Raw genomic sequence first — 17,743 nt, 5'->3', positions numbered from 1 at the left:
CAGGTGGCAGGTACGACGGCAGCAGTTCCTGACTCCCACGAAGAGGTGGTCACAGTGGCGGGACCGCCCCGGACTCACACCGGGTTCCTGCACAACCGTCGCTAACGCGATGACTCTAGCTGACCGGGGCGGATGGATCGGCGGGGTGTGAGGAAGGCCCCGTCTTCGCGCCGACGCCCACTCCTCCGTCGTTCGGTCCGGTGCTCGCCCACCCGCCCGGGTCGCGGGCTCGTCCGCCGCCCGCTCGACTAAAGCGGGTGCGCCGTGCCGACGGGTGTCGTCGGGGCGACGGTGTCTGCGATTCGCCATCGACCGCCTCTGTGCACGAGACGAGCACCCCACCCAGCCGAGGTGCTTAGCCGGAGCGCAAAGGCGGGCAGGACAGATCTAGCGGAATTGCGGACCAGGGTTCAGCCCATCGTCAATTACCTCTGTGCACCAAATGGGCACTTCACCCGGCTGAGGTGCTCAGCCGATGCACAGAGGTGGGCCGCTGGAGGATCGGACCGAACACCTCGACGTCGGCGAGCGCCTTCAGCTCTCCGTCAACCAACCGCGAACCGCCCAGCCGACCGGATATGGCATCCGCAGTCAACTGCCGATCGGGTCTACCCGGCGCCACGTCGCATTCGTCGAGCAGGGCGCCGAAGGAGCCCGCGACAGGGTAGGCGACAGCCGACGGGACAAGCGACGCAGGAGCGCAGTCCAACCCGGTCGGCACCACAGCCACCTGCCGATCAGGCCCTGGCCGGAACCACCCGCATTTATGAGTGGGCGACGTAGGAGCCCGCGACCCGGGTGGGTGGGGCGAGCGTTGGCGCGGTGTGGGGGCTCTCTACCCGTGAGAGGCGTAGTGCTCTGCCAGGAGGTCTCGTCCCCAGTCGTTTTGGAGGTCTCGCCAGACTGAGTGGATGTGGTTGGCGTCGTTCTGGGTGTTGTCGTACTCCGCCAAGAACGTCGGACCCGCGATCGAGTAGTAATGGCCGGTGCCGGGTTCGGAGCCGCCCGCCCAGGCGAAAGTCAGGTGCTCGATGCCGTGGTCGGTGATCTCCTTCCAGGTGCGCTGCCCGATCGGTTCGGCCGCGCGCCCGACGTACTGGCCGACGAGTCGACTGAGAAGCGCCTGCTGCCCGCCATCCATGTCGCCGTACGGCAGACCGCGCCGTAGTACAGAAGGATCCGCGATCGGGTCGTAGCGGGTCAGGATGTCGCCCGGCGCCTCGTCCGACACGACGGCGATCGCCCGTTGATCCGGCTCCAACGAATGAAGCAGGCCGAAGCCGAGATCCTGCTCGACAGGCAGCGCCCGGAAACCCTCGTGCGGTCCGGACTGCACCTTCGCGGGCTCGGCGCCGAAGAACTGCGGGGTGAACCCGACCGCGCCGTCGACCACCGTCACGTGCAGCGCGAGGTGATGCCCGTTGATCCGCCAGGCCCACGGCCCATCACCACTGGGGTCACCGAGGATGCGAAGGAAGTACCGCTGCTCCGACCCGAGGTCGACCGCCGTACCAGGCGACGCCTGCGCCAACCCACGCCGTACGGCCTCGGTAAAGAGCACCGACCGGGCATCGGCGTACCCGCGCTCGCTGCAGCCGATCTCCAACAGTCGCATCGCCAGCGCACGCTGACCGACATCCAACGAGCCCAACGTCACGCCCGGCCGATCGCCCGGCAAGTACGTCCACACCTGGTGATCCGGGGTGTCGAAGGGCACCGTGAACTGCGAACGCTGCTCCGGCGAGAGCGCGGCCAGCAACTCCAGTGCGGCCGCGCGGGTCTGCTCTACAACCATGCCGATCGCTCCCGTTCCGTCGGTTCGTACTCGGTCCACTGCTCGAAGGGCCGATCCAGCTTGTACCGGAAATCGGGCTGGCGCAGCAGGACGCGCGTCTCGGCGTTGTCGGGATTGCGCAGCGTCTCGAAGAACCTGACCGACCAGTGGAACCAGCGCATGCAGAACAGCCGCATCGTCAGCCCGTGCGAGATCAGCAGCACGTTCCGCGGCGAATCGGGCGCCTCGAAGTCGCGGTGCATGGTCTCCAGGAAGCTCGACACCCGGTCGTACACGTCCGAGCCGGACTCGCCGTGGGTGAAGCGATAGAAGAAATGCCCGTACGAATCACGCAGCTTCTTCTGCTGCTCGATGTCCTCGGTGTCCTGGTAGTTGGCCCAATCCTGTTCGCGCAGCCGCGGTTCCTCCCGCGTCGAGCCGATCAGGTCGTCGATGCCTAGAGCGCCGAGGGTCTGCAAAGCGCGCAGGTACGGCGAGACGTAGACCCGGACGGGCTCGTTCTCGAACACCTCGCGCAGCCGCCGGCCCGTCTCGGCAGACTGCTGTACGCCGTGGGCGGTGAGCGCGATCGCGTGGTCGGGCACCCGTTCGAAGATCGACTTGTCCAGATTCGCCTCGGACTCCCCATGCCGCACCAAGGCGATCCGCAACGGCCGCTGACTCAAATGCATGTCTGCTCCCTCGTACGTCGCGGGCGTAGCGCCAGGATCGCGGCGATGAGCGCCGCGGCGTACCCGACTCGCCGCGCCAACGACGCCGTACGCCGGATGTCCGGCACCGTCGGCGGCAATCCGTCGCCGAGTGAGCCGCGGTCCTCGACCTCGTCGCCGTACGTGTTCGTCCCACCCAGCCGCAGGTCGAGCGCCCCCGCGAACGCGGCCTCGACCGGTCCCGCGTTCGGACTCGGGTGCTTCGGCGCATCCCGCCGCCAGATCCGCCACGTCTCCCCCGGCCCGCCCGGCCGCGTACCCGGTGAGCACGGCACAAGCGCGGGCAGGAACCAGATTGAGTACGTCGTCCAGCCGCGCCGCGAACCAGCCGAAGTTGAGATAGCGAGCCGACTTGTAGCCGACCATCGCGTCCAGCGTGTTAACCGCCCGATACCCGATCAGCCCCGGGATCCCGAACACTCCACCCCACAACAGCGGCGCAACACATGCATCGGAGGTGTTCTCCGCCACCGACTCCACCGTCGCCCGTGCGAGCTCATCCGCCTCCAGATCCGTAGCGTCGCGGCTGCAGAGGTGCCCGAGTCGTCCACGCGCCGCGACGATGTCCTTCTCCTCGAGATACCCGGCCATCACCTCGGCCTCCCGTTCGAGGCTCCGCCCGCCGAGCACCGCCCAGGTCGCGGCCGCGGTCAGCAGGGTCTTCGCGATCGGCCGATCCCTGGTCAGCCGATCGGCGACCACACCGGCTGCCGCGACCGACCCGACCAGGAGCCCTGCGTACGCCGAACCGGCGGCTCGCGAGTCGGCGTACAGGCTCTTCTCGGCACGAGCGGCGAGTTGGCCGAACCCGGCGACCGGGTGGAGCCGGTGGGGATCGCCGAGCAGGCGATCGGCGGCGAAACCCAGCAAGAGACCGGCAGATCTGGACACCCGGCGAGTCTGCCAGGTCCGGCCCCGTTTCTCCCCCAGCCTGATCCCCACGACACCTCGGACCCAGGCCCGGATGGGTGCTGGTGGATTACCAGGCGACGGTATGTGGAATGGTAACCAACAAGGGGCTGGGAATGTGGAAAGGTTACGACCATGGGAATCGCGGAGCTGCTCGACGGCGTAGCCGGGAGCGGTGAGTTCGGGGTGTGGCTCGGCCGGTTGGACGGCGTACCGGTGTTTCGTCACGAAGCGGAACGGACGCATTACTCGGCGAGCACGATGAAGCTGCCGGTCGCGATGGCGATGATGCGCAAGGTCGAGGCGGGTGAGCTCGCGCTGGATCAGCCGGTCACCGTGCACAACGACTTCGCGTCGGCGGCCGGCGGGCGATTCGGGGTCAACCCGGCCGAGGACGAGGCGCCGGCGACCTGGACCAAGCTGGGTGAGCAGGTACCGCTCAGCTGGCTGGCGACCGAGATGATCACGGTGTCGAGCAACCTGGCGACCGACCTGGTGCTCGAGCTGGTCGGGGTCGACGCGGCCAACGCGGTACTGGCGTCGTACGGGTCGGGGCGGAGCGCGATCCGGCGCGGGATCGACGACGCGGCTGCCCAAAAGGCGGGGATCAGCAACGAGATGAGCCCGGCCGATCTTGCCGCCGTACTGGTTGCAGCGGGCAACGATCCGGCCGGGGCATTCGTCCGTGACCTGCTGGCCGCGAACCAGTGGAACGGCGAGATCCCGGCCGGGGTGCCCGCCGGGACGCGGGTCGAGCACAAGAACGGCTGGGACACGCGGATCCGGCACGACGGCGGGATCGTCCGGCCGGCCGATGCGGAACCTTTCGTCCTGGCGATGTGCACGACGTCCGATCTGCCGGACACTGAGGCGCAGAAACTGATCGCGGCCGTGGCCGCGGAGGCTTGGGAACACCGGCACGACCTGGAGACTGTTCGATGAAGATTTCCACCCACCTGGTGTCAGCGCCGCTGCACACCCCTTTCGTCACCGCGCTTCGTACTGCGACGCACGCGGAATCGTTGCTGGTCTCGATCAGCGACGGCCCCGACTCGGGCTGGGGCGAGGCGCCGCAGGTCTGGAAGGTGACCGGCGAATCGCTGGCCGGAGCCCAGGCCTGCGTCGAAGGCCCGATCGCGGCGGCTCTGAACGGGTTGGAGCCCGACGATCTGACCGAGGCGCTTCGCCGGGTACAGGGCGCTGTCGTGGGGAACTTCGGCGCGAAGGCCGCGGTCGATGTCGCGCTGCACGACCTGGCCGCACGCCGCCGGGGTCAGACTCTGCACGGCTTCCTGGGCTCGACGGTTTCGTCGGTGCGCACGGATGTGACCTTGTCTGCCGGTGATCCCGACGCGCTCGCGGCCGCGGGACGTGACCGGATCGCCGACGGGTTCGACGTACTGAAGGTGAAGGTCGGTACCGGCGACGCGGCCGCCGATTTCGAGCGGGTTCGCCGGATCCGTGAAGCTGTCGGGCCGGCGCCGCGGTTGCGGCTGGACGCGAACCAGGGCTGGAGCCGGCGCGAGGCCGTCACCGCGATCCGCGCGATGGAGGATGCGGGCTGCGCGATCGAGTTGGTCGAGCAGCCTGTGGTCGCCGCCGACCTCGAAGGGATGGCCTGGGTCACCGACCGGGTTAGTACGCCGATCCTCGCGGACGAATCCGTGTACGGCGTACGCGACCTGGTCGCCGTGATCCGGCATGGCGCGGCCGATCTGGTGAACGTGAAACTCGCCAAATGCGGCGGTCTCGCACCGGCCCGGACGTTGCTCGAACTCGCCCGCGAACACGGACTCGGCTCGATCGTCGGCTCTATGATGGAGAGCCACGTCGGTGTCGGAGCGGCCGCGGCGCTGGTCGCGGCGTACCCGACGACCACGGTGAACGACCTCGACGCGGCTTGGTGGCTGAAGGAGTCGCCGGTGGTCGGCGGCATCCGCTACGAAAGCTCCACTATCCACCTACCTACTGCCGCTGGTCTCGGCGTGACAGGGTTGAACTCATGAAGCTAGTTGCTGCCAATGTCCCGGTCAGCACCGTCTGGACCTCACCGGAAGCGCCGCGTGACATCGATGCTCCCGCGATCGCCGTGTCTCCGGATGTCGCCGGCTGGGCGAAGTCCATGGATATGGAGAACCGGCTCGGCTTGCACGGCCGGACGCTGACCCAGTTGCTGCTGGGTGAGCCGGTGCTGGTCCGCTCCGAACGGGACGGCTGGTCCGAGATCCTCGCGCCCTGGCAACCGTCGTCGGCCGACGACCTTGGATACCCGGGCTGGGTGCCGTCCAGCCATCTCGGTGAGCTGCCTTCCAGCGCGACCGCGCCGGTCGCGGTCGCCGTACCGTCGGTGTCCTTGACCGCGGAGCCGGGATCGGGGCACCTGTTCGATCTGTCCTTCGCGACCGTGCTGGCGTCGGTGGATCACGCCGACGGGTACACCCGGGTCGCGCTGCCTGACGGTGGCGAGGGATGGATTGCTGACGCCGCGCTGCGGTCGGTGGATTCGCCTGCGACCGCCGAGGATCGGATCCGGCTTGGGTCGCAGTTCTTGGGGCTCGAGTACCTGTGGGGTGGCACTTCGACGTACGGGCTCGACTGCTCGGGACTGGTGCATACAGTGAGCCGCGTCCTCGGCCAACGCATCCCTCGCGACGCCCACGACCAGGCGGACACCCTCGAATCCGTTGCCCTCGAAGAAGCCAAACCAGGCGACCTCTACTTCTTCGCCCGCCCCGGCAAAGTCGTCCACCACGTCGGCTTCGTCTCCGCCGAAGGCATGCTGCACGCCTCCGAAACCGGCAAACGCCTGGAAAACGAGCCCCTACTCCCCGAACGCCGGGAAACCCTCTTCACCACCGCCCGCCTCTAGCCCTGCCGGTGCCTGGACCTCCACCCGCCAGTGGGCCAACCTTGTCCGGATCGCCACCCCATCAGTCGGCCGACGGCCGGCTCATGCTCCCGCCTGAGTCACGGCCGAGCTACCCCCGGGACCAGCACCATTGATGGCCTGCAGATCCGGGGCCGAGTGCGTTGGACGGGAGAATCCCAAGGGGGTCAGGTCTGCTTGGTGTCGGTGGTTCCGTCGATCTCGGCGGCAGCTACGGTGCGGGACTTGTGCAAGCTGAGGATCGTGGTGATGCCCAGCGTGACGATGATGAAGCCCAAGGACACCCAGATCGGGATCTCGGGGGCCCAGTCGATGTGGTGGCCGCCGTTGATGAAGGGGAGTTCGTTCTCGTGCATGGCGTGGAGGACTAGCTTCACGCCGATGAAGGCGAGGACGACGGACAGGCCGAGGGACAGGTAGACGAGCCGGCGGAGCAGGTCGCCGAGCAGGAAGTAGAGCTGGCGTAGGCCCATCAGGGCGAAGACGTTCGCGGCGAAGACCAGGAACGGCTCCTGGGTGAGGCCGTAGATCGCCGGGATCGAGTCGAGCGCGAACAGCAGGTCCGTCGTACCGAGCGCGATGATCACGATCGCCATCGGGGTGACGAGGCGCTTGCCGTTCTTGCGGACGGTCAGCTTGACGCCGTTGTACTCGTCGGTGGCGTTCAGCCGCTTCTTGGCGAACCGGATGACCGCGTTCTCCTTGTAGTCCTCGTCGTCGTTCTCACCCTGCTTGGCGAGGTGGATCGCGGTGTAGACCAGGAACGCGCCGAACAGGTAGAAGACCCAGGAGAACTCGTTGATCGCGGCCGCGCCGACGGCGATGAAGATGCCGCGGAAGAACAGCGCCAGGATGATGCCGACCAGCAGGGCCGTCTGCTGGTACTTCCTCGGCACCTGGAACCTGGCCATGATGATCAGGAAGATGAACAGGTTGTCCACGCTCAGGCTGTACTCCGTCAGCCAGCCGGCGAAGAACTCACCGGCGTACTCACCGCCGGAGAAGACCCAGACGCCGAGCCCGAAGATGATCGCGAGCGAGACGTAGAAGATGATCGCCCGGGCCGATTCCTTCGTCGAAGGCTCGTGCGGGCGGCGGCCGATGACGAAGACGTCGAAGGCCAGCAGGGCGAGCAGCACCCCGACGGTGATGTACCAAACATAGTCGGCAACGTGCACAGGAACCTCCGGAGCAGACGAAAAACGGACTCCGAAGGTCTCTTCCGCCTGGCTCGATCAGTCGGGCCTGGCCGGCGGCACCGGGCGCGGAGACGAACTCCTTGACCGTGATGACGATACCGCCGCGAAGGAATACTCCCCTTCAACAACACCATCATTGTCGCCGGTCGATGTCCCAGGTTCCAAATCGAGGACACCCGTTCCGCCTGTCGGACTCATCACGCCCGCGGCGGGAATGCGTTCGCTGACGAGTCAGGCAGGCCGTTTCGACTTGGGCAGCTTCGCGACGATCGTCTCGTACGACGCGTCGACCAGCTCCAGGATCTCGTCGTCGGGCACGGCACCACCAAGCGTGACCGTGTTCCACCCGGACCGCCCGATGTAGGCGCTCTTCACCACGTCCTCGGGGTAGGTGTCGACCAGTTCGTCGGCCTCCTCCCGGTTGTTCCCGCACTTCACCCCCACCGCCGCGCCCCCGCCGAGGAACGCGAAGATCTTGTCCCCCACCTTCGCGACCACGTCCCCTTCCCAGGGCTCGTCCTGCCAGGCGCCCGCCTTCCCGAGGCTGTACTCCAGAACGTCCACTCCGGTCAGCATCTCAGTCCCCTTCTGATCCGGCTCACCATAACCCGGCCGCGGGCGCCGCAACTTTCGCTGCGCTTTCCGCATCGTGCTTGGTAGCCGAATTCTCGGCGGAGGGCCTGATCTGGGGGGGGTTCACAAATGAATAAAGGTAATGGTTTTCGCGCGCCTAAAATTCGGTCGGCGATCGCACTCGGTGCGGTGTTCACCGTCTTCATTTCAGTACTCAATGCCTCGACGGCCAACTCGGCACAACCCATCGTCGCGCCAATCCTGGCAGCGGCCGCGGCAACGCCGAACGGCGTTACCTGCAACACGGTTCCGGCCGAGCAACTCGGTGCCTGTATCAGCCGGATGCTGACCGATCCGAATGGCGCCTATTCACCGGACCACGTCTACACGGCCGCGGAGAAACAGCCCGTGTACGCACCGAAGCAGGCTGCCGGAGTGACCGCCGCGGAAGTCGGATCCTGGTCGGTGGTCGGTGACTGCACCGTCGACGGATACAAGATCAATCCGATCCACGCGAGTCTGACGAAATCCGGCAAGGTGCTGATGACCGCCGGCTCGGGGTACAACAAGTCCTTCTTCGACCAGAAAGTCTTCAAGACCTGGATCTGGGACCCGACCAACCCCGCGACCTGTCCCCGTGAGATCCCGATGCCGGCGGGAGTGGATCTCTTCTGTTCCGGCCATTCGCATCTCCCCGACGGTCGCGTGCTGTTCTTCGGCGGCACCGGTCACTACGCGACGAGCGACCTGTACTACACAGGAGTCCGCGAGGCCTACGCGTTCGACGACACCACCGAGAAGTTCACGCCGACGGGCCTGATGAACATCGCCCGCTGGTACCCGAACGGCCCGGTCAACGCCGTCGGCAACCCCGTCGTGGTCAGCGGCCTCGACGCCGCCGGCAAGGTGACCACCACCAACGAGACCTACGACCCCGCCACGGGCAAGTGGACCAAACTGCCAGGCACCCGGATCTTCCCCCTGTACGCCGGAATGGTGCTCCGCAAGAACGGGACACTCTGCTACTCCGGCACCAACATGGGCGGCAAGGCAGGAGCCTCACCGGGCTGCTGGAACTGGACGAACAACGCCTGGTACCCGATCCCCGGTCTTCTCTACCCCGACTGCCGCGACCAGGCGAGCACCCTGCTGCTCTACCCGGCGCAGGCCCAGAAGTTCATGGTCATCGGCGGCGGCTGTCAGACGGGCCTCACCGGCACGACGGCGACCGTCGATCTGAACGCGGCGACCCAAAAATTCACCGAAGGCCCGTACGTCGGTTTCGCGTCGATGCACAGTTGCGCGACCGTCCTGCCCGACAAGTCCGCCTTCGTTGCCGGAGGCGCCGATCACAACACCAGGCCCGTACTCCGGGCCGCCCGCCTCCCCGCCGGCGCGACAGCCTGGCAACAGGTTGCCAGTCCGACGGTGCCGCGGATGTACCACAGCTCGTGCATGCTGCTGCTCGACGGTTCGGTCGTCACCATGGGCACGACCGCCATGCAGGGATCGGTCGAGTCACGACTCGAGGTCTACAAGCCCTGGTACATGCAGGCAGGAGTCACCCGCCCAACCATCACCGGCCTCGCCCCGACCCTGAAGCTCGGCGGCACCTATTCGGTCAGCTTCAGCGGCCCGGCCACGGTGAACGGCGCCATGCTGCAGCGACTCACGTCCGTGACCCACTCATCAGATCCGAACCAGCGCGCTGTCGACGTACCCGTGACAGCCACCACCGACTGGAACAAGAAGACCCTGAAGATCGACGCCAACAGAGGACTCGTCCCGCCCGGCATGTACATGCTGTCCGTCCGAGACTGGCGCAACATCCCATCGAAATCCCTAGTGGTCCGCATCGTCGAAAACACCACAGCAGCTGCCGCGGTTCTGACGTCGGCCTCCGCCGGATCGACAGCTGCTGCCGCGGCCTGCTGCTGCACCTGCGGGAGCGGTTGCTGCTGACCGCGGGCGGATTGTGGTCTGTGCCAATGTGATACTGCGCAGCCGGTGCGGGAGGTGGCTCCCGCACCGGGACGGGGCTACTTCGCGCCGGCGTTGACCATTTGGCGGAGTTCCTTTTTGAGTTCGGAGATTTCGTCGCGGTAGCGGGCGGCCACCTCGAACTGGAGTTCGGCGGCGGCGTTGTGCATCTGGTCGGTGAGTTGCTGGATCAGGTCGGCCAGGTCCGACGACGGCATGCCGCCGGCCAGCTCCTTCGCCTTCTCCCCCACCTTGCCCTTGAGGCCGCCCGGTGTCGGCGCCTTGCCGCGGCTCTGGTTGCGGCCGCTGCCGAGCAGCTCGGCGGTGTCCGCGTCCTCGCGGGCGAGCATGTCGGTGATGTCGGCGATCTTCTTCCGCAGCGGCTGGGGGTCGACCCCGTGCTCGGTGTTGTACGCGACCTGCTTCGCGCGCCGCCGGTTGGTCTCGTCGATCGCCATCTCCATCGACGGCGTGATCTTGTCGGCATACATGAACACCGCACCCGACACGTTTCGGGCGGCCCGGCCGATGGTCTGGATCAGCGACCGTCCCGACCGCAGGAAGCCTTCCTTGTCCGCGTCGAGGATCGCGACCAGCGACACCTCGGGCAGGTCCAGGCCCTCACGCAGCAGGTTGATGCCGACCAGTACGTCGTACTCGCCCATCCGCAGCTCGCGGAGCAGCTCGACCCGGCGCAGCGTGTCCACCTCGCTGTGCAGGTACCTGGTCCGGATTCCCATCTCCAGCAGGTAGTCGGTCAGGTCCTCCGACATCTTCTTGGTCAGTGTGGTGACGAGGATCCGCTCGTTGCGCTCGGTCCGGATCCGGATCTCGTGGATCAGGTCGTCGATCTGGCCCTTGGTCGGCTTGACGATCACCTCGGGGTCGATCAGGCCGGTCGGCCGGATGATCTGCTCGACGAAGCCGTCCGACTTGTCCTGCTCGTACTGACCCGGTGTCGCCGACAGGTAGACCGTCTGGCCGATCCGCTCCAGGAACTCCTCCCAGCGCAGCGGCCGGTTGTCCATCGCCGACGGCAGCCGGAACCCGTGCTCGACCAGCGTCCGCTTGCGGGACATGTCGCCCTCGTACATCCCGCCGATCTGCGGCACGGTGACGTGCGACTCGTCGATGACCAGCAGGAAGTCCTCGGGGAAGTAGTCGAGCAGACAGTGCGGCGCCGTCCCTGGCTCGCGGCCGTCGGTGTGCCGGGAGTAGTTCTCGATCCCGGAGCAGGTCCCGATCTGGCGCATCATCTCGATGTCGTACGTCGTCCGCATCCGCAACCGCTGCGCTTCCAGCAACTGGCCACCGCGTTCCAGCTCGGCCAGCCGCTCCTCGAGCTCGGCCTCGATGCCGGTGATCGCGCGCTCCATCTTCTCGGGCGCGGTCACATAATGCGTCGCGGCGCCGATGTAGAGCTCGTCCTCTTCGCTCAGCACCTCGCCGGTCAGCGGGTGGAGCGTCATCACCCGCTCGATCTCGTCGCCGAAGAACTCCACCCGGACGGCCAGCTCCTGGTAGACCGGGAACACCTCGAGGGTGTCGCCGCGGACCCGGAACGTGCCACGGGTGCCGGCCAGGTCGTTCCGCGCGTACTGCACGCCGACCAGCTTGCGGAGCAGGCCCGTCGCGATCCATCTCGTCGCCGACCTTCACGTGGATCATCCGGTTCAGATACTCGTCGGCCGAACCCAGACCGTAGATGCAGGACACGGTCGCCACCACGACGACGTCGCGCCGGGTCAGCAGGGACCAGGTCGCGGAGTGCCGGAGCCGCTCGACCTCCTCGTTGATCGAGGAGTCCTTCTCGATGTAGGTGTCCGTCTGCGGGACATACGCCTCGGGCTGGTAGTAGTCGTAGTACGAGACGAAGTACTCGACCGCGTTCGCGGGGAAGAAGTGCCGCAGCTCGGTCGCGAACTGGGCCGCCAGCGTCTTGTTGGGCTGCAGGATCAGCATCGGCCGCTGGATCTTCTCCGCCAGCCACGCCATCGTCGCCGTCTTACCCGTACCGGTGGCACCGAGCAGCACGACGTCCTGCTCGCCGGAGTTGATCCGCCTCTCCAGCTCCGCGATGGCAGCCGGCTGGTCGCCCGCCGGGTCGAAGTCGGACACGACCTTAAGAGGCGCGACCATACGCTGGAGATCGGTGACCTGTCTCATGCCCCCAACCGTACGACCCCGCACCGACAGTTTCCGAAAATGACCCAGCGAAGCCATTCAGTACCGCAGAGTCAGAAGCTCCGGACCAGGGTTCCGTTCATCGCGAGGACCTCCTGCTTGCGCTTGGCCCAGACCTCACGCTGCAGCGCAGAGTCGGTCGCCGTGGTCTGGCCGTTCTGGTCCTCGAAGGTCTGGATGAAGCCCGAGAACACCACCGGCGGCTTCCCCTTCACCGGCACGACCGCGGAGTAGTTGGTGGCGTAGCAAAGCTTCAGCGCCTTGTTCGTGCACTTGCGGTAGCCGCCCTTGCTGATCACCACGTGCTCGAGGTTGTTCGACTCGACGTCGACCAGGTGATCCGCGAACGCCTTCGCACCCATCAGCTTCGTCTGCCGGATCCAGAACCAGCCGTCGATCGCACCGGCCCGGCCGGGCTCGGGCAGCAGGTAGTTGAACCCGGAGCGGGTCTTGTCCGAGTCCCTGACCCAGCCCTTGGCCGGCGTGAACCAGACTCCACCACCGATCTCCACGCCCTTGTCGTACGGGCCCTTCGTGATCACCGGCTCGGTGGGGGACGGCGTCGGCGGGGTATAGAGCGTGCCGACCGGATCCGGTGTCAGCGAATCGCCGGCGACCGGAGTACTCGCCGGGTCCTTCTTGCCGCCGCCGGCCAGGATGATCACGCCGGCAGCGATCAGTACGACGGCCAGCACCGCGCCACCCATCACGATCCACTGGGTCCGGTTCGACGTCGCCGGGCGCCGATACCCCGGCTTCCATCCGCTCGGCCCGGGCGGGCCCGACTGGAACTGCGGGGCACCCTGGTACTGCGGCGCGCCCTGGTACTGCGGGACCTGCGATCCGGCCTGCGACTGCGGCCCGGTCGGGTACTGCGGTCCAGGCTGGCCCTGGGGCGGTCCGTACTGCTGACTCATGTGATCTCTCGCGGTGTTTGAACGGGCGGGATGTGAGCAGTGCTCAGATGCTGTCGACGACCGAGGCCTTCATCAGCGCCGCGTCGGCCTCGGCCTTCGGGGCGAAGTCGACCCGGGTCCGGAAGTCGATCGCGGTGGTGACCCCGTCCTTGCGCTGGTAGGCCTCCACGAACCCCTGGACCTTCACGCCCTTGGAGGTCGAGGTGTAGCTGATCGCGATGCACTCCACCATGACGTCGCGCGGGCACGCCAGGTTCCGCGGGTTACCCATCTCGTTGACCTCGTTCTGGGTCTCGCCCTCGACGATCGCCAGCATGTAGTTCTTCGCCGTAACGTTCTGCTTCTGCCGGATCCAGAAGAACGCCCGCGGCTCACCGTTCGGCGCGTACGTCACGAGCTGCTTGCCCTGGGTCTCCCGGACCAGCACACTCCAGCCGCTGACCGGCACGACCGTGACACCGAAGGCGACCGGCAGCGCGTTGGCCGGCGGTGTGTACTGCGAGGGCGGCGGCGTGGTCACGGTCGCCGACGGCGACGGCTTGGGATCCGCCGTGTCGTCACCGCCGGTCAGCACGATCAAAGCCACCGCGACGAGCGCCACCACGGCAATTCCCGCGACAACGGGAATCAGCAACGGCGGAGTCTTCGGGGCCTTCTTGACCGGCTCCGGCCGGCGTAGCGAAGGCGGCCCGACCTTGTCACCCCAAGCCGAGCTGGTCTCCCGAGCAGGACCACCCTGTACTCCGGTATCGCCCGCACCCGGATCCCCAGCGGACTTCCGCCCCCACCCAGCGGGATCCGCCGAGCCATGCGCACCGCCGGAACCAGGTGCACCAGCACCCGGCGTACCGGCTGTACCGGGCGCGCTCGGGGAACTCGGCGTCCCCCACCCCGGCGTACCGGTAACGCCAGGCTCGGTTGCGCCCGGCGTACCGGGGGTGTCGGTCCAGGGCGACGGGCGGGGCGGGACCTCGAGGGACCAGGGCGAGGGGGGCAGCTCCGGTTCGGAAGCTGCTCCCTCGTCCTCGGGGTCGACCTTGCGGACCCACGGGTTGTCCGGGCCCTTGTCGCGCTTTCCGTTCACTGGCTCTTGAGCACCGACTGCAGCATCGCGGTCGAGTCCGGCTGGATGGTGTCCTTCTTGTCCTTGCGGCCATACACCTTGACGATCGTGATCACGCCGTCGTTGCGCTCGATGATCGCGATGTAGCCGATCACCGGGACGCTGCCGTTCTGACTGCTCGACATCGCCTCGTAGCTCTGGGTGGTGAGCAGCTTGACGTCGGTCTTGTCGTCCGGACCCGGCTTGGTCTCCTTCGCCGCGTTCGGCTTGAAGGTGCTCGACGAGACGGCCTTCTTCTCCGCGGCCATCAGCTGCGGCAGCAGCGTCGCGGTGGTCTCGTCCGGACCCGCCTTGAACGCCTCGACCATGAAGTAGGCCTCGCTCTGCTTGAGCAGGTAGACGCCCTTGAACCCGGTGATGCTCTTGCGGATGTAGCCCGTCTGCGGCTTGACGAAGACGCCCTCGCCGACCTCGATGCCCTCGTCCGCGTTCGCCGTCGGCTGACCGGTCGGCTGGTCGGTGGGCTGGCTGGTCGGCGTCGGGTCCGGCTGGACGTTGTCGTCGTCACCGCCACCGAACACGAGCGCCAGGACGGCACCGATGACCGCTACCGCGGCCAGACCGCCACCGGCGAGCAGCAGGATCTTCTTGCTGCCCTGGCCGCCACGGCGCTGACCGAACTGCTGACCAGGACCGGGACCCCACTGCTGCTGCCCCGGGTACTGCTGCTGCGGCGGGTACTGCTGGCCGGGGTACTGCTGAGTGGGCTGACCCTGCTGTCCCGGGTACTGCTGCGGCGGCTGCCCCTGGTACGGCGGCTGCTGCGGCGGTCGACCCTGCGGGGGCTGCCCCTGCGGGGGCTCCCCCTGGTACGGCGGTTGGCCGTAGCCCGGCGGCGGCTGCTGCGGCCGACCATAACCCGGCTGACCCTGCGGCGGCCCCTGCGGCGGCGGACCGTAGCCGGGCTGCCCTCCGTAGGGCGGCTGCCCCGGCTGCCCCGGCTGACCCGGCTGGCCGGGCTGACCGTACGGCGGTTGCTGGTTGCTCATGCCTGCGTCTCCCCAGTCGATCCTTCGAAGCCTGCCGCCGGTCCACTCCCTTGCACAGCCACTCCGCGCTCTGCCTTCGGCACGGAACGGACCGAGTTACCGCAGGCCGAGCAGAAGTCGGAGTGCGGCAGCAGCGGCATCTCGCAGCGCGAGCAGAACGCGAGCTCACCGGAGGCGTGGTTGGAGCCACCGCGAGCGGCCGACTCCAGCGCCGCTTCGAGCAGACCCTTGTGCAGCACAGTGCGGACCAGGATGATCAGCGCGCCCAGCAGGACGACGCCCCAGACGACACCGAGGATCGCGCCGATGGTGGAGCCGTGCCCGCCGACGAAGCCGAGCAGGTAGACGCCGCCCTGGAACAGTGCGTTCACCACCATCGCCTGGGCCAGGCCGACCACCCAGCGCGGGGTGAAGCCGTCGTACTTCTCACCGAGGCCGGAGAACTCCGCGGCCGCCAGGCCCGTCGCCGAACCGTAGATGAGCGGTTTCACGAAACCCTGCAGGACGACTATCGAGATCCAGGTACCGGCGCTGCTGCCCGGACCGGCGAAGCCGCCGCTGATCCAGCTCCAGTGCAGGACGAGGGTCTCGAAGCACGCGTAGCCGACACCGGCCACGACGCCGAAGGTGAAGCCGTCCATCAGGTCGTCGTACCGGGGCCGGGAGGCCAGGTAGAGCGGGCCGATCTGCCGGACGAGCTCGGAGACGACCGGCACCAGCAGCATCAGGATGAGCAGGTCGCGACCGGCCGGCCCGGCGCTGTTCGAACCGATCGTGTCGCTCGACAGGCCGAGCTTGTCGGACCACAACCAGGTGAACACGGCAGCCAGTACGCCGGTGAGCAGGAACGCCGCGGCGACGACCGGGATCGGCTCGTCCTCCCACAGGTTCACGTCGTACAGGTAAAGGATATAGACGATCGGGATGGCGAAGGCGGCAACCATGATCGCCACCGGCAGGGCACCCAGCGCGGCCAGTACGACGGTCAGCAGCAGGGCGACGCCGAGTGCGACCTTGTACGTGTACGGCTGACGGCCGGCACCTTGCGGCATGATCGTCGAAACCAGCTTGAACGACGCGACCGGTTCATCCGGTCTGGCGGCGTACGCCTTCTTCCGCCCCGCGTCCTGGGTCTGCAGATCGTTGCCACAGTGGTGGCAGAAATGCGAGACCTCAGGAACGGCAGAGCTACAGCGCGGACATTCCACGCCATCCTCCCAACCTTGGACTTGCGGACCGACGCGCGAACGCGCCGAGGGATGGTCAGGCCGACCGGCGCTCGGGCCGGGCGAACCAGCAGAGATTCTCGTACAGGTCGGCCGGGAATCATCATTTCCCGCGCAAGGGTCACCCTTTCGTGTCCGTACCGTGGCCTCGGTCGCAGTACTGACGGCCGCCCTAGCCCGCCGCGCGCCGGCTCAGGTCGGCCCAGATCTCGTCGACCCGCCGCGCCAGTTCGCCGAGGCTGCCGGAGTTGTCGACCACGACATCAGCCGCCGCCAGCCGATCCTCCCGGCTCGCCTGACTCGCGATCCGCTGCTTCGCTTCCTCGTCAGTCATTCCGCGCAGCTCGGTCAGCCTCTGCAGCTGCAACTCGGGTGCGACGTCGACCACCAGCACCAGCTCGAACTTGTCCGCCTGGCCGGTCTCCACCAGCAAGGGGATGTCATGCACGACGACCGCGTCCTCCGGCGCCGCCGCCTCGATCTCCGCAGCCCTGGCCCGTACCCGTGGATGGATGATCGCCTCCAGCTTCCGCCGGGCGTCCGCATCCCCGAACACGATCCGCCCCACCGCGGGCCGATCCAGCTCGCCCTCCGAGGTCAGCACGTCACCGAACACGTCGACCACCTCGGCCAGCCCGTCGGTGCCGCGCGCGACGACTTCCCGCGCCAGCACGTCGGAGTCGATCACCACCGCGCCGCGCTCCCCCAACAGCCGCGACACAGCACTCTTGCCCGCCCCGATACCCCCGGTAAGCCCGACTCTCAGCACCCGAGCACCTTAGTACGGCGTACTGCGCGGCCGACGTCGCCGGGTCAGTGGTCCTCGATCGTGAGTCCGGGGCGTTCGTCGTCCCAGGCCGCTGCGCTGATCCGCCAGCCCTCCGGCGTACGGATGAACTGGATCGTCTTCATCCCCCGGCCGGTGAACGGCTTGCCGTCCTGCACGCCTTCCTTCGCGTAGCTACCGAACCAGTGGGCGATGTCGCCGAACACCTCGACGCGTCCGTCGACCGGCCACTCCTTGAAGTCGACCAACGTGCCGCTCGTGAGCAGCGTCTCCCGGGGCGCGATGAACTCGTCGACGCCATAGATCGCGGGCTCCATGCCGCAGGTGCGGACGATCACAGCCTCGGGCACGAACGCCTCCCGCAGCGCGTCGAGCCGCCTTTTCACCTCCGGCCCTCCGGAGGTGAAGGCAGCGAAAAAGGTCCGGACGACGTTCTCGATCGCCGTCTGATCGTCGGAACGCAT

Annotated in this window: 16 protein-coding genes, 1 pseudogene and 1 riboswitch; of the genes and pseudogenes, 4 read left to right on the top strand and 13 right to left on the bottom strand. The window is 67.4% G+C overall.

The features are described from left to right. Window positions 1-115: riboswitch (cobalamin riboswitch) on the bottom strand. A gap of 336 nt (window positions 116-451) precedes the next feature. The 3 genes from F1D05_RS36245 to F1D05_RS41600 all read right to left on the bottom strand — a co-directional run bounded on the left by F1D05_RS36245 (window position 452) and on the right by F1D05_RS41600 (window position 3,396). Further along, window positions 452-721 (bottom strand): hypothetical protein, encoded by a 270-nt coding sequence (locus tag F1D05_RS36245; RefSeq protein ID WP_185444750.1) that lies wholly within the window; start codon window positions 719-721, stop codon window positions 452-454. Between the two features lie 114 nt (window positions 722-835). Beyond that, on the bottom strand, window positions 836-1,795 hold the full coding sequence (locus F1D05_RS36240) for a DUF3500 domain-containing protein (protein WP_185444749.1): 960 nt from the start codon (window positions 1,793-1,795) through the stop codon (window positions 836-838). Next, window positions 1,786-3,396 carry a cobalamin biosynthesis protein gene (locus F1D05_RS41600; protein WP_246486259.1) on the bottom strand — a complete coding sequence of 537 codons (1,611 nt, stop codon included), beginning with the start codon at window positions 3,394-3,396 and terminating at the stop codon, window positions 1,786-1,788. Before F1D05_RS41600 ends, F1D05_RS36240 begins: the two co-directional genes overlap by 10 nt. Before the next feature lie 153 nt (window positions 3,397-3,549). Between F1D05_RS41600 and F1D05_RS36225 the strand changes: the two genes are divergently transcribed. Genes F1D05_RS36225 through F1D05_RS36215 form a run of 3 tightly spaced genes read left to right on the top strand, consistent with a single transcriptional unit; the run spans window position 3,550 to window position 6,283 of the window. Continuing rightward, window positions 3,550-4,356 carry a serine hydrolase gene (locus tag F1D05_RS36225; protein ID WP_185444747.1) on the top strand — a complete coding sequence of 269 codons (807 nt, stop codon included), beginning with the start codon at window positions 3,550-3,552 and terminating at the stop codon, window positions 4,354-4,356. Then, window positions 4,353-5,420 carry a mandelate racemase/muconate lactonizing enzyme family protein gene (locus F1D05_RS36220; protein ID WP_185444746.1) on the top strand — a complete coding sequence of 356 codons (1,068 nt, stop codon included), beginning with the start codon at window positions 4,353-4,355 and terminating at the stop codon, window positions 5,418-5,420. The genes F1D05_RS36225 and F1D05_RS36220 overlap by 4 nt, the downstream gene beginning before the upstream one ends. Then, a complete protein-coding gene (locus F1D05_RS36215; RefSeq protein WP_185444745.1) occupies window positions 5,417-6,283 on the top strand; it encodes a C40 family peptidase in 867 nt (288 codons plus the stop codon). The genes F1D05_RS36220 and F1D05_RS36215 overlap by 4 nt, the downstream gene beginning before the upstream one ends. 185 nt (window positions 6,284-6,468) lie before the next feature. On the opposite strand, the gene F1D05_RS36210 is transcribed toward F1D05_RS36215, so the two are convergent. Together F1D05_RS36210 and F1D05_RS36205 are read right to left on the bottom strand one after the other, a co-directional pair. Beyond that, complete coding sequence (locus F1D05_RS36210; RefSeq protein WP_185444744.1) at window positions 6,469-7,479, bottom strand: TerC family protein; 1,011 nt, start codon at window positions 7,477-7,479, stop codon at window positions 6,469-6,471. Between the two features lie 252 nt (window positions 7,480-7,731). Next, entirely contained in the window at window positions 7,732-8,076 is a 345-nt protein-coding gene (locus F1D05_RS36205) for an MmcQ/YjbR family DNA-binding protein (RefSeq protein WP_206685976.1), read from the bottom strand. 186 nt (window positions 8,077-8,262) lie between these two features. Between F1D05_RS36205 and F1D05_RS36200 the strand changes: the two genes are divergently transcribed. Next, entirely contained in the window at window positions 8,263-10,035 is a 1,773-nt protein-coding gene (locus tag F1D05_RS36200; RefSeq protein ID WP_185444743.1) for a galactose oxidase early set domain-containing protein, read from the top strand. A gap of 77 nt (window positions 10,036-10,112) precedes the next feature. Here the strand turns inward: F1D05_RS36200 and uvrB are convergent, their stop codons facing one another. The 8 genes and pseudogenes from uvrB to F1D05_RS36165 form a co-directional block, all read right to left on the bottom strand. Beyond that, window positions 10,113-11,657 (bottom strand): excinuclease ABC subunit UvrB, encoded by a 1,545-nt coding sequence (gene uvrB / locus F1D05_RS36195; RefSeq protein WP_428994983.1) that lies wholly within the window; start codon window positions 11,655-11,657, stop codon window positions 10,113-10,115. A 334-nt stretch (window positions 11,658-11,991) separates the two neighbouring features. After that, window positions 11,992-12,192: pseudogene (locus F1D05_RS43330) on the bottom strand (DEAD/DEAH box helicase family protein); the annotation flags it as partial. 98 nt (window positions 12,193-12,290) lie between these two features. Then, the gene (locus F1D05_RS36190; protein ID WP_185444742.1) at window positions 12,291-13,154 is read right to left on the bottom strand and encodes a hypothetical protein; all 864 of its coding nucleotides are present in this window, start codon (window positions 13,152-13,154) and stop codon (window positions 12,291-12,293) included. A gap of 43 nt (window positions 13,155-13,197) precedes the next feature. Further along, complete coding sequence (locus tag F1D05_RS36185; RefSeq protein WP_185444741.1) at window positions 13,198-14,238, bottom strand: hypothetical protein; 1,041 nt, start codon at window positions 14,236-14,238, stop codon at window positions 13,198-13,200. Continuing rightward, window positions 14,235-15,266, bottom strand: a complete 1,032-nt coding sequence (locus F1D05_RS36180) for a hypothetical protein (protein ID WP_185444740.1) — start codon at window positions 15,264-15,266, stop codon at window positions 14,235-14,237. The genes F1D05_RS36185 and F1D05_RS36180 overlap by 4 nt, the downstream gene beginning before the upstream one ends. After that, window positions 15,263-16,474, bottom strand: a complete 1,212-nt coding sequence (locus F1D05_RS36175) for a PrsW family glutamic-type intramembrane protease (RefSeq protein ID WP_185444739.1) — start codon at window positions 16,472-16,474, stop codon at window positions 15,263-15,265. Before F1D05_RS36175 ends, F1D05_RS36180 begins: the two co-directional genes overlap by 4 nt. Window positions 16,475-16,664: 190 nt before the next feature. Beyond that, window positions 16,665-17,261 (bottom strand): dephospho-CoA kinase, encoded by a 597-nt coding sequence (gene coaE, locus F1D05_RS36170; RefSeq protein ID WP_185444738.1) that lies wholly within the window; start codon window positions 17,259-17,261, stop codon window positions 16,665-16,667. 44 nt (window positions 17,262-17,305) lie between these two features. Beyond that, the gene (locus F1D05_RS36165; protein ID WP_185444737.1) at window positions 17,306-17,743 is read right to left on the bottom strand and encodes a DUF4440 domain-containing protein; all 438 of its coding nucleotides are present in this window, start codon (window positions 17,741-17,743) and stop codon (window positions 17,306-17,308) included.

This window comes from Kribbella qitaiheensis, from assembly GCF_014217565.1.
GTDB lineage: Bacteria > Actinomycetota > Actinomycetes > Propionibacteriales > Kribbellaceae > Kribbella > Kribbella qitaiheensis_A.
The sequence above is the reverse complement of the archived record's forward strand: the minus strand, read 5'-3'. Positions and strand labels throughout refer to the sequence as shown.

Bases quoted from the DNA above. Each gene is read 5' to 3' on its own strand.
- F1D05_RS36240 (WP_185444749.1), bottom strand. From the start codon at position 1,795: ATGGTTGTAGAGCAGACCCGCGCGGCCGCACTGGAGTTGCTGGCCGCG.
- F1D05_RS36165 (WP_185444737.1), bottom strand. From the start codon at position 17,743: ATGCGTTCCGACGATCAGACGGCGATCGAGAACGTCGTCCGGACCTTT.
- F1D05_RS36205 (WP_206685976.1), bottom strand. From the start codon at position 8,076: ATGCTGACCGGAGTGGACGTTCTGGAGTACAGCCTCGGGAAGGCGGGC.
- F1D05_RS36180 (WP_185444740.1), bottom strand. From the start codon at position 15,266: ATGAGCAACCAGCAACCGCCGTACGGTCAGCCCGGCCAGCCGGGTCAG.
- F1D05_RS36190 (WP_185444742.1), bottom strand. From the start codon at position 13,154: ATGAGTCAGCAGTACGGACCGCCCCAGGGCCAGCCTGGACCGCAGTAC.
- F1D05_RS36225 (WP_185444747.1), top strand. From the start codon at position 3,550: ATGGGAATCGCGGAGCTGCTCGACGGCGTAGCCGGGAGCGGTGAGTTC.
- F1D05_RS36220 (WP_185444746.1), top strand. From the start codon at position 4,353: ATGAAGATTTCCACCCACCTGGTGTCAGCGCCGCTGCACACCCCTTTC.
- F1D05_RS36215 (WP_185444745.1), top strand. From the start codon at position 5,417: ATGAAGCTAGTTGCTGCCAATGTCCCGGTCAGCACCGTCTGGACCTCA.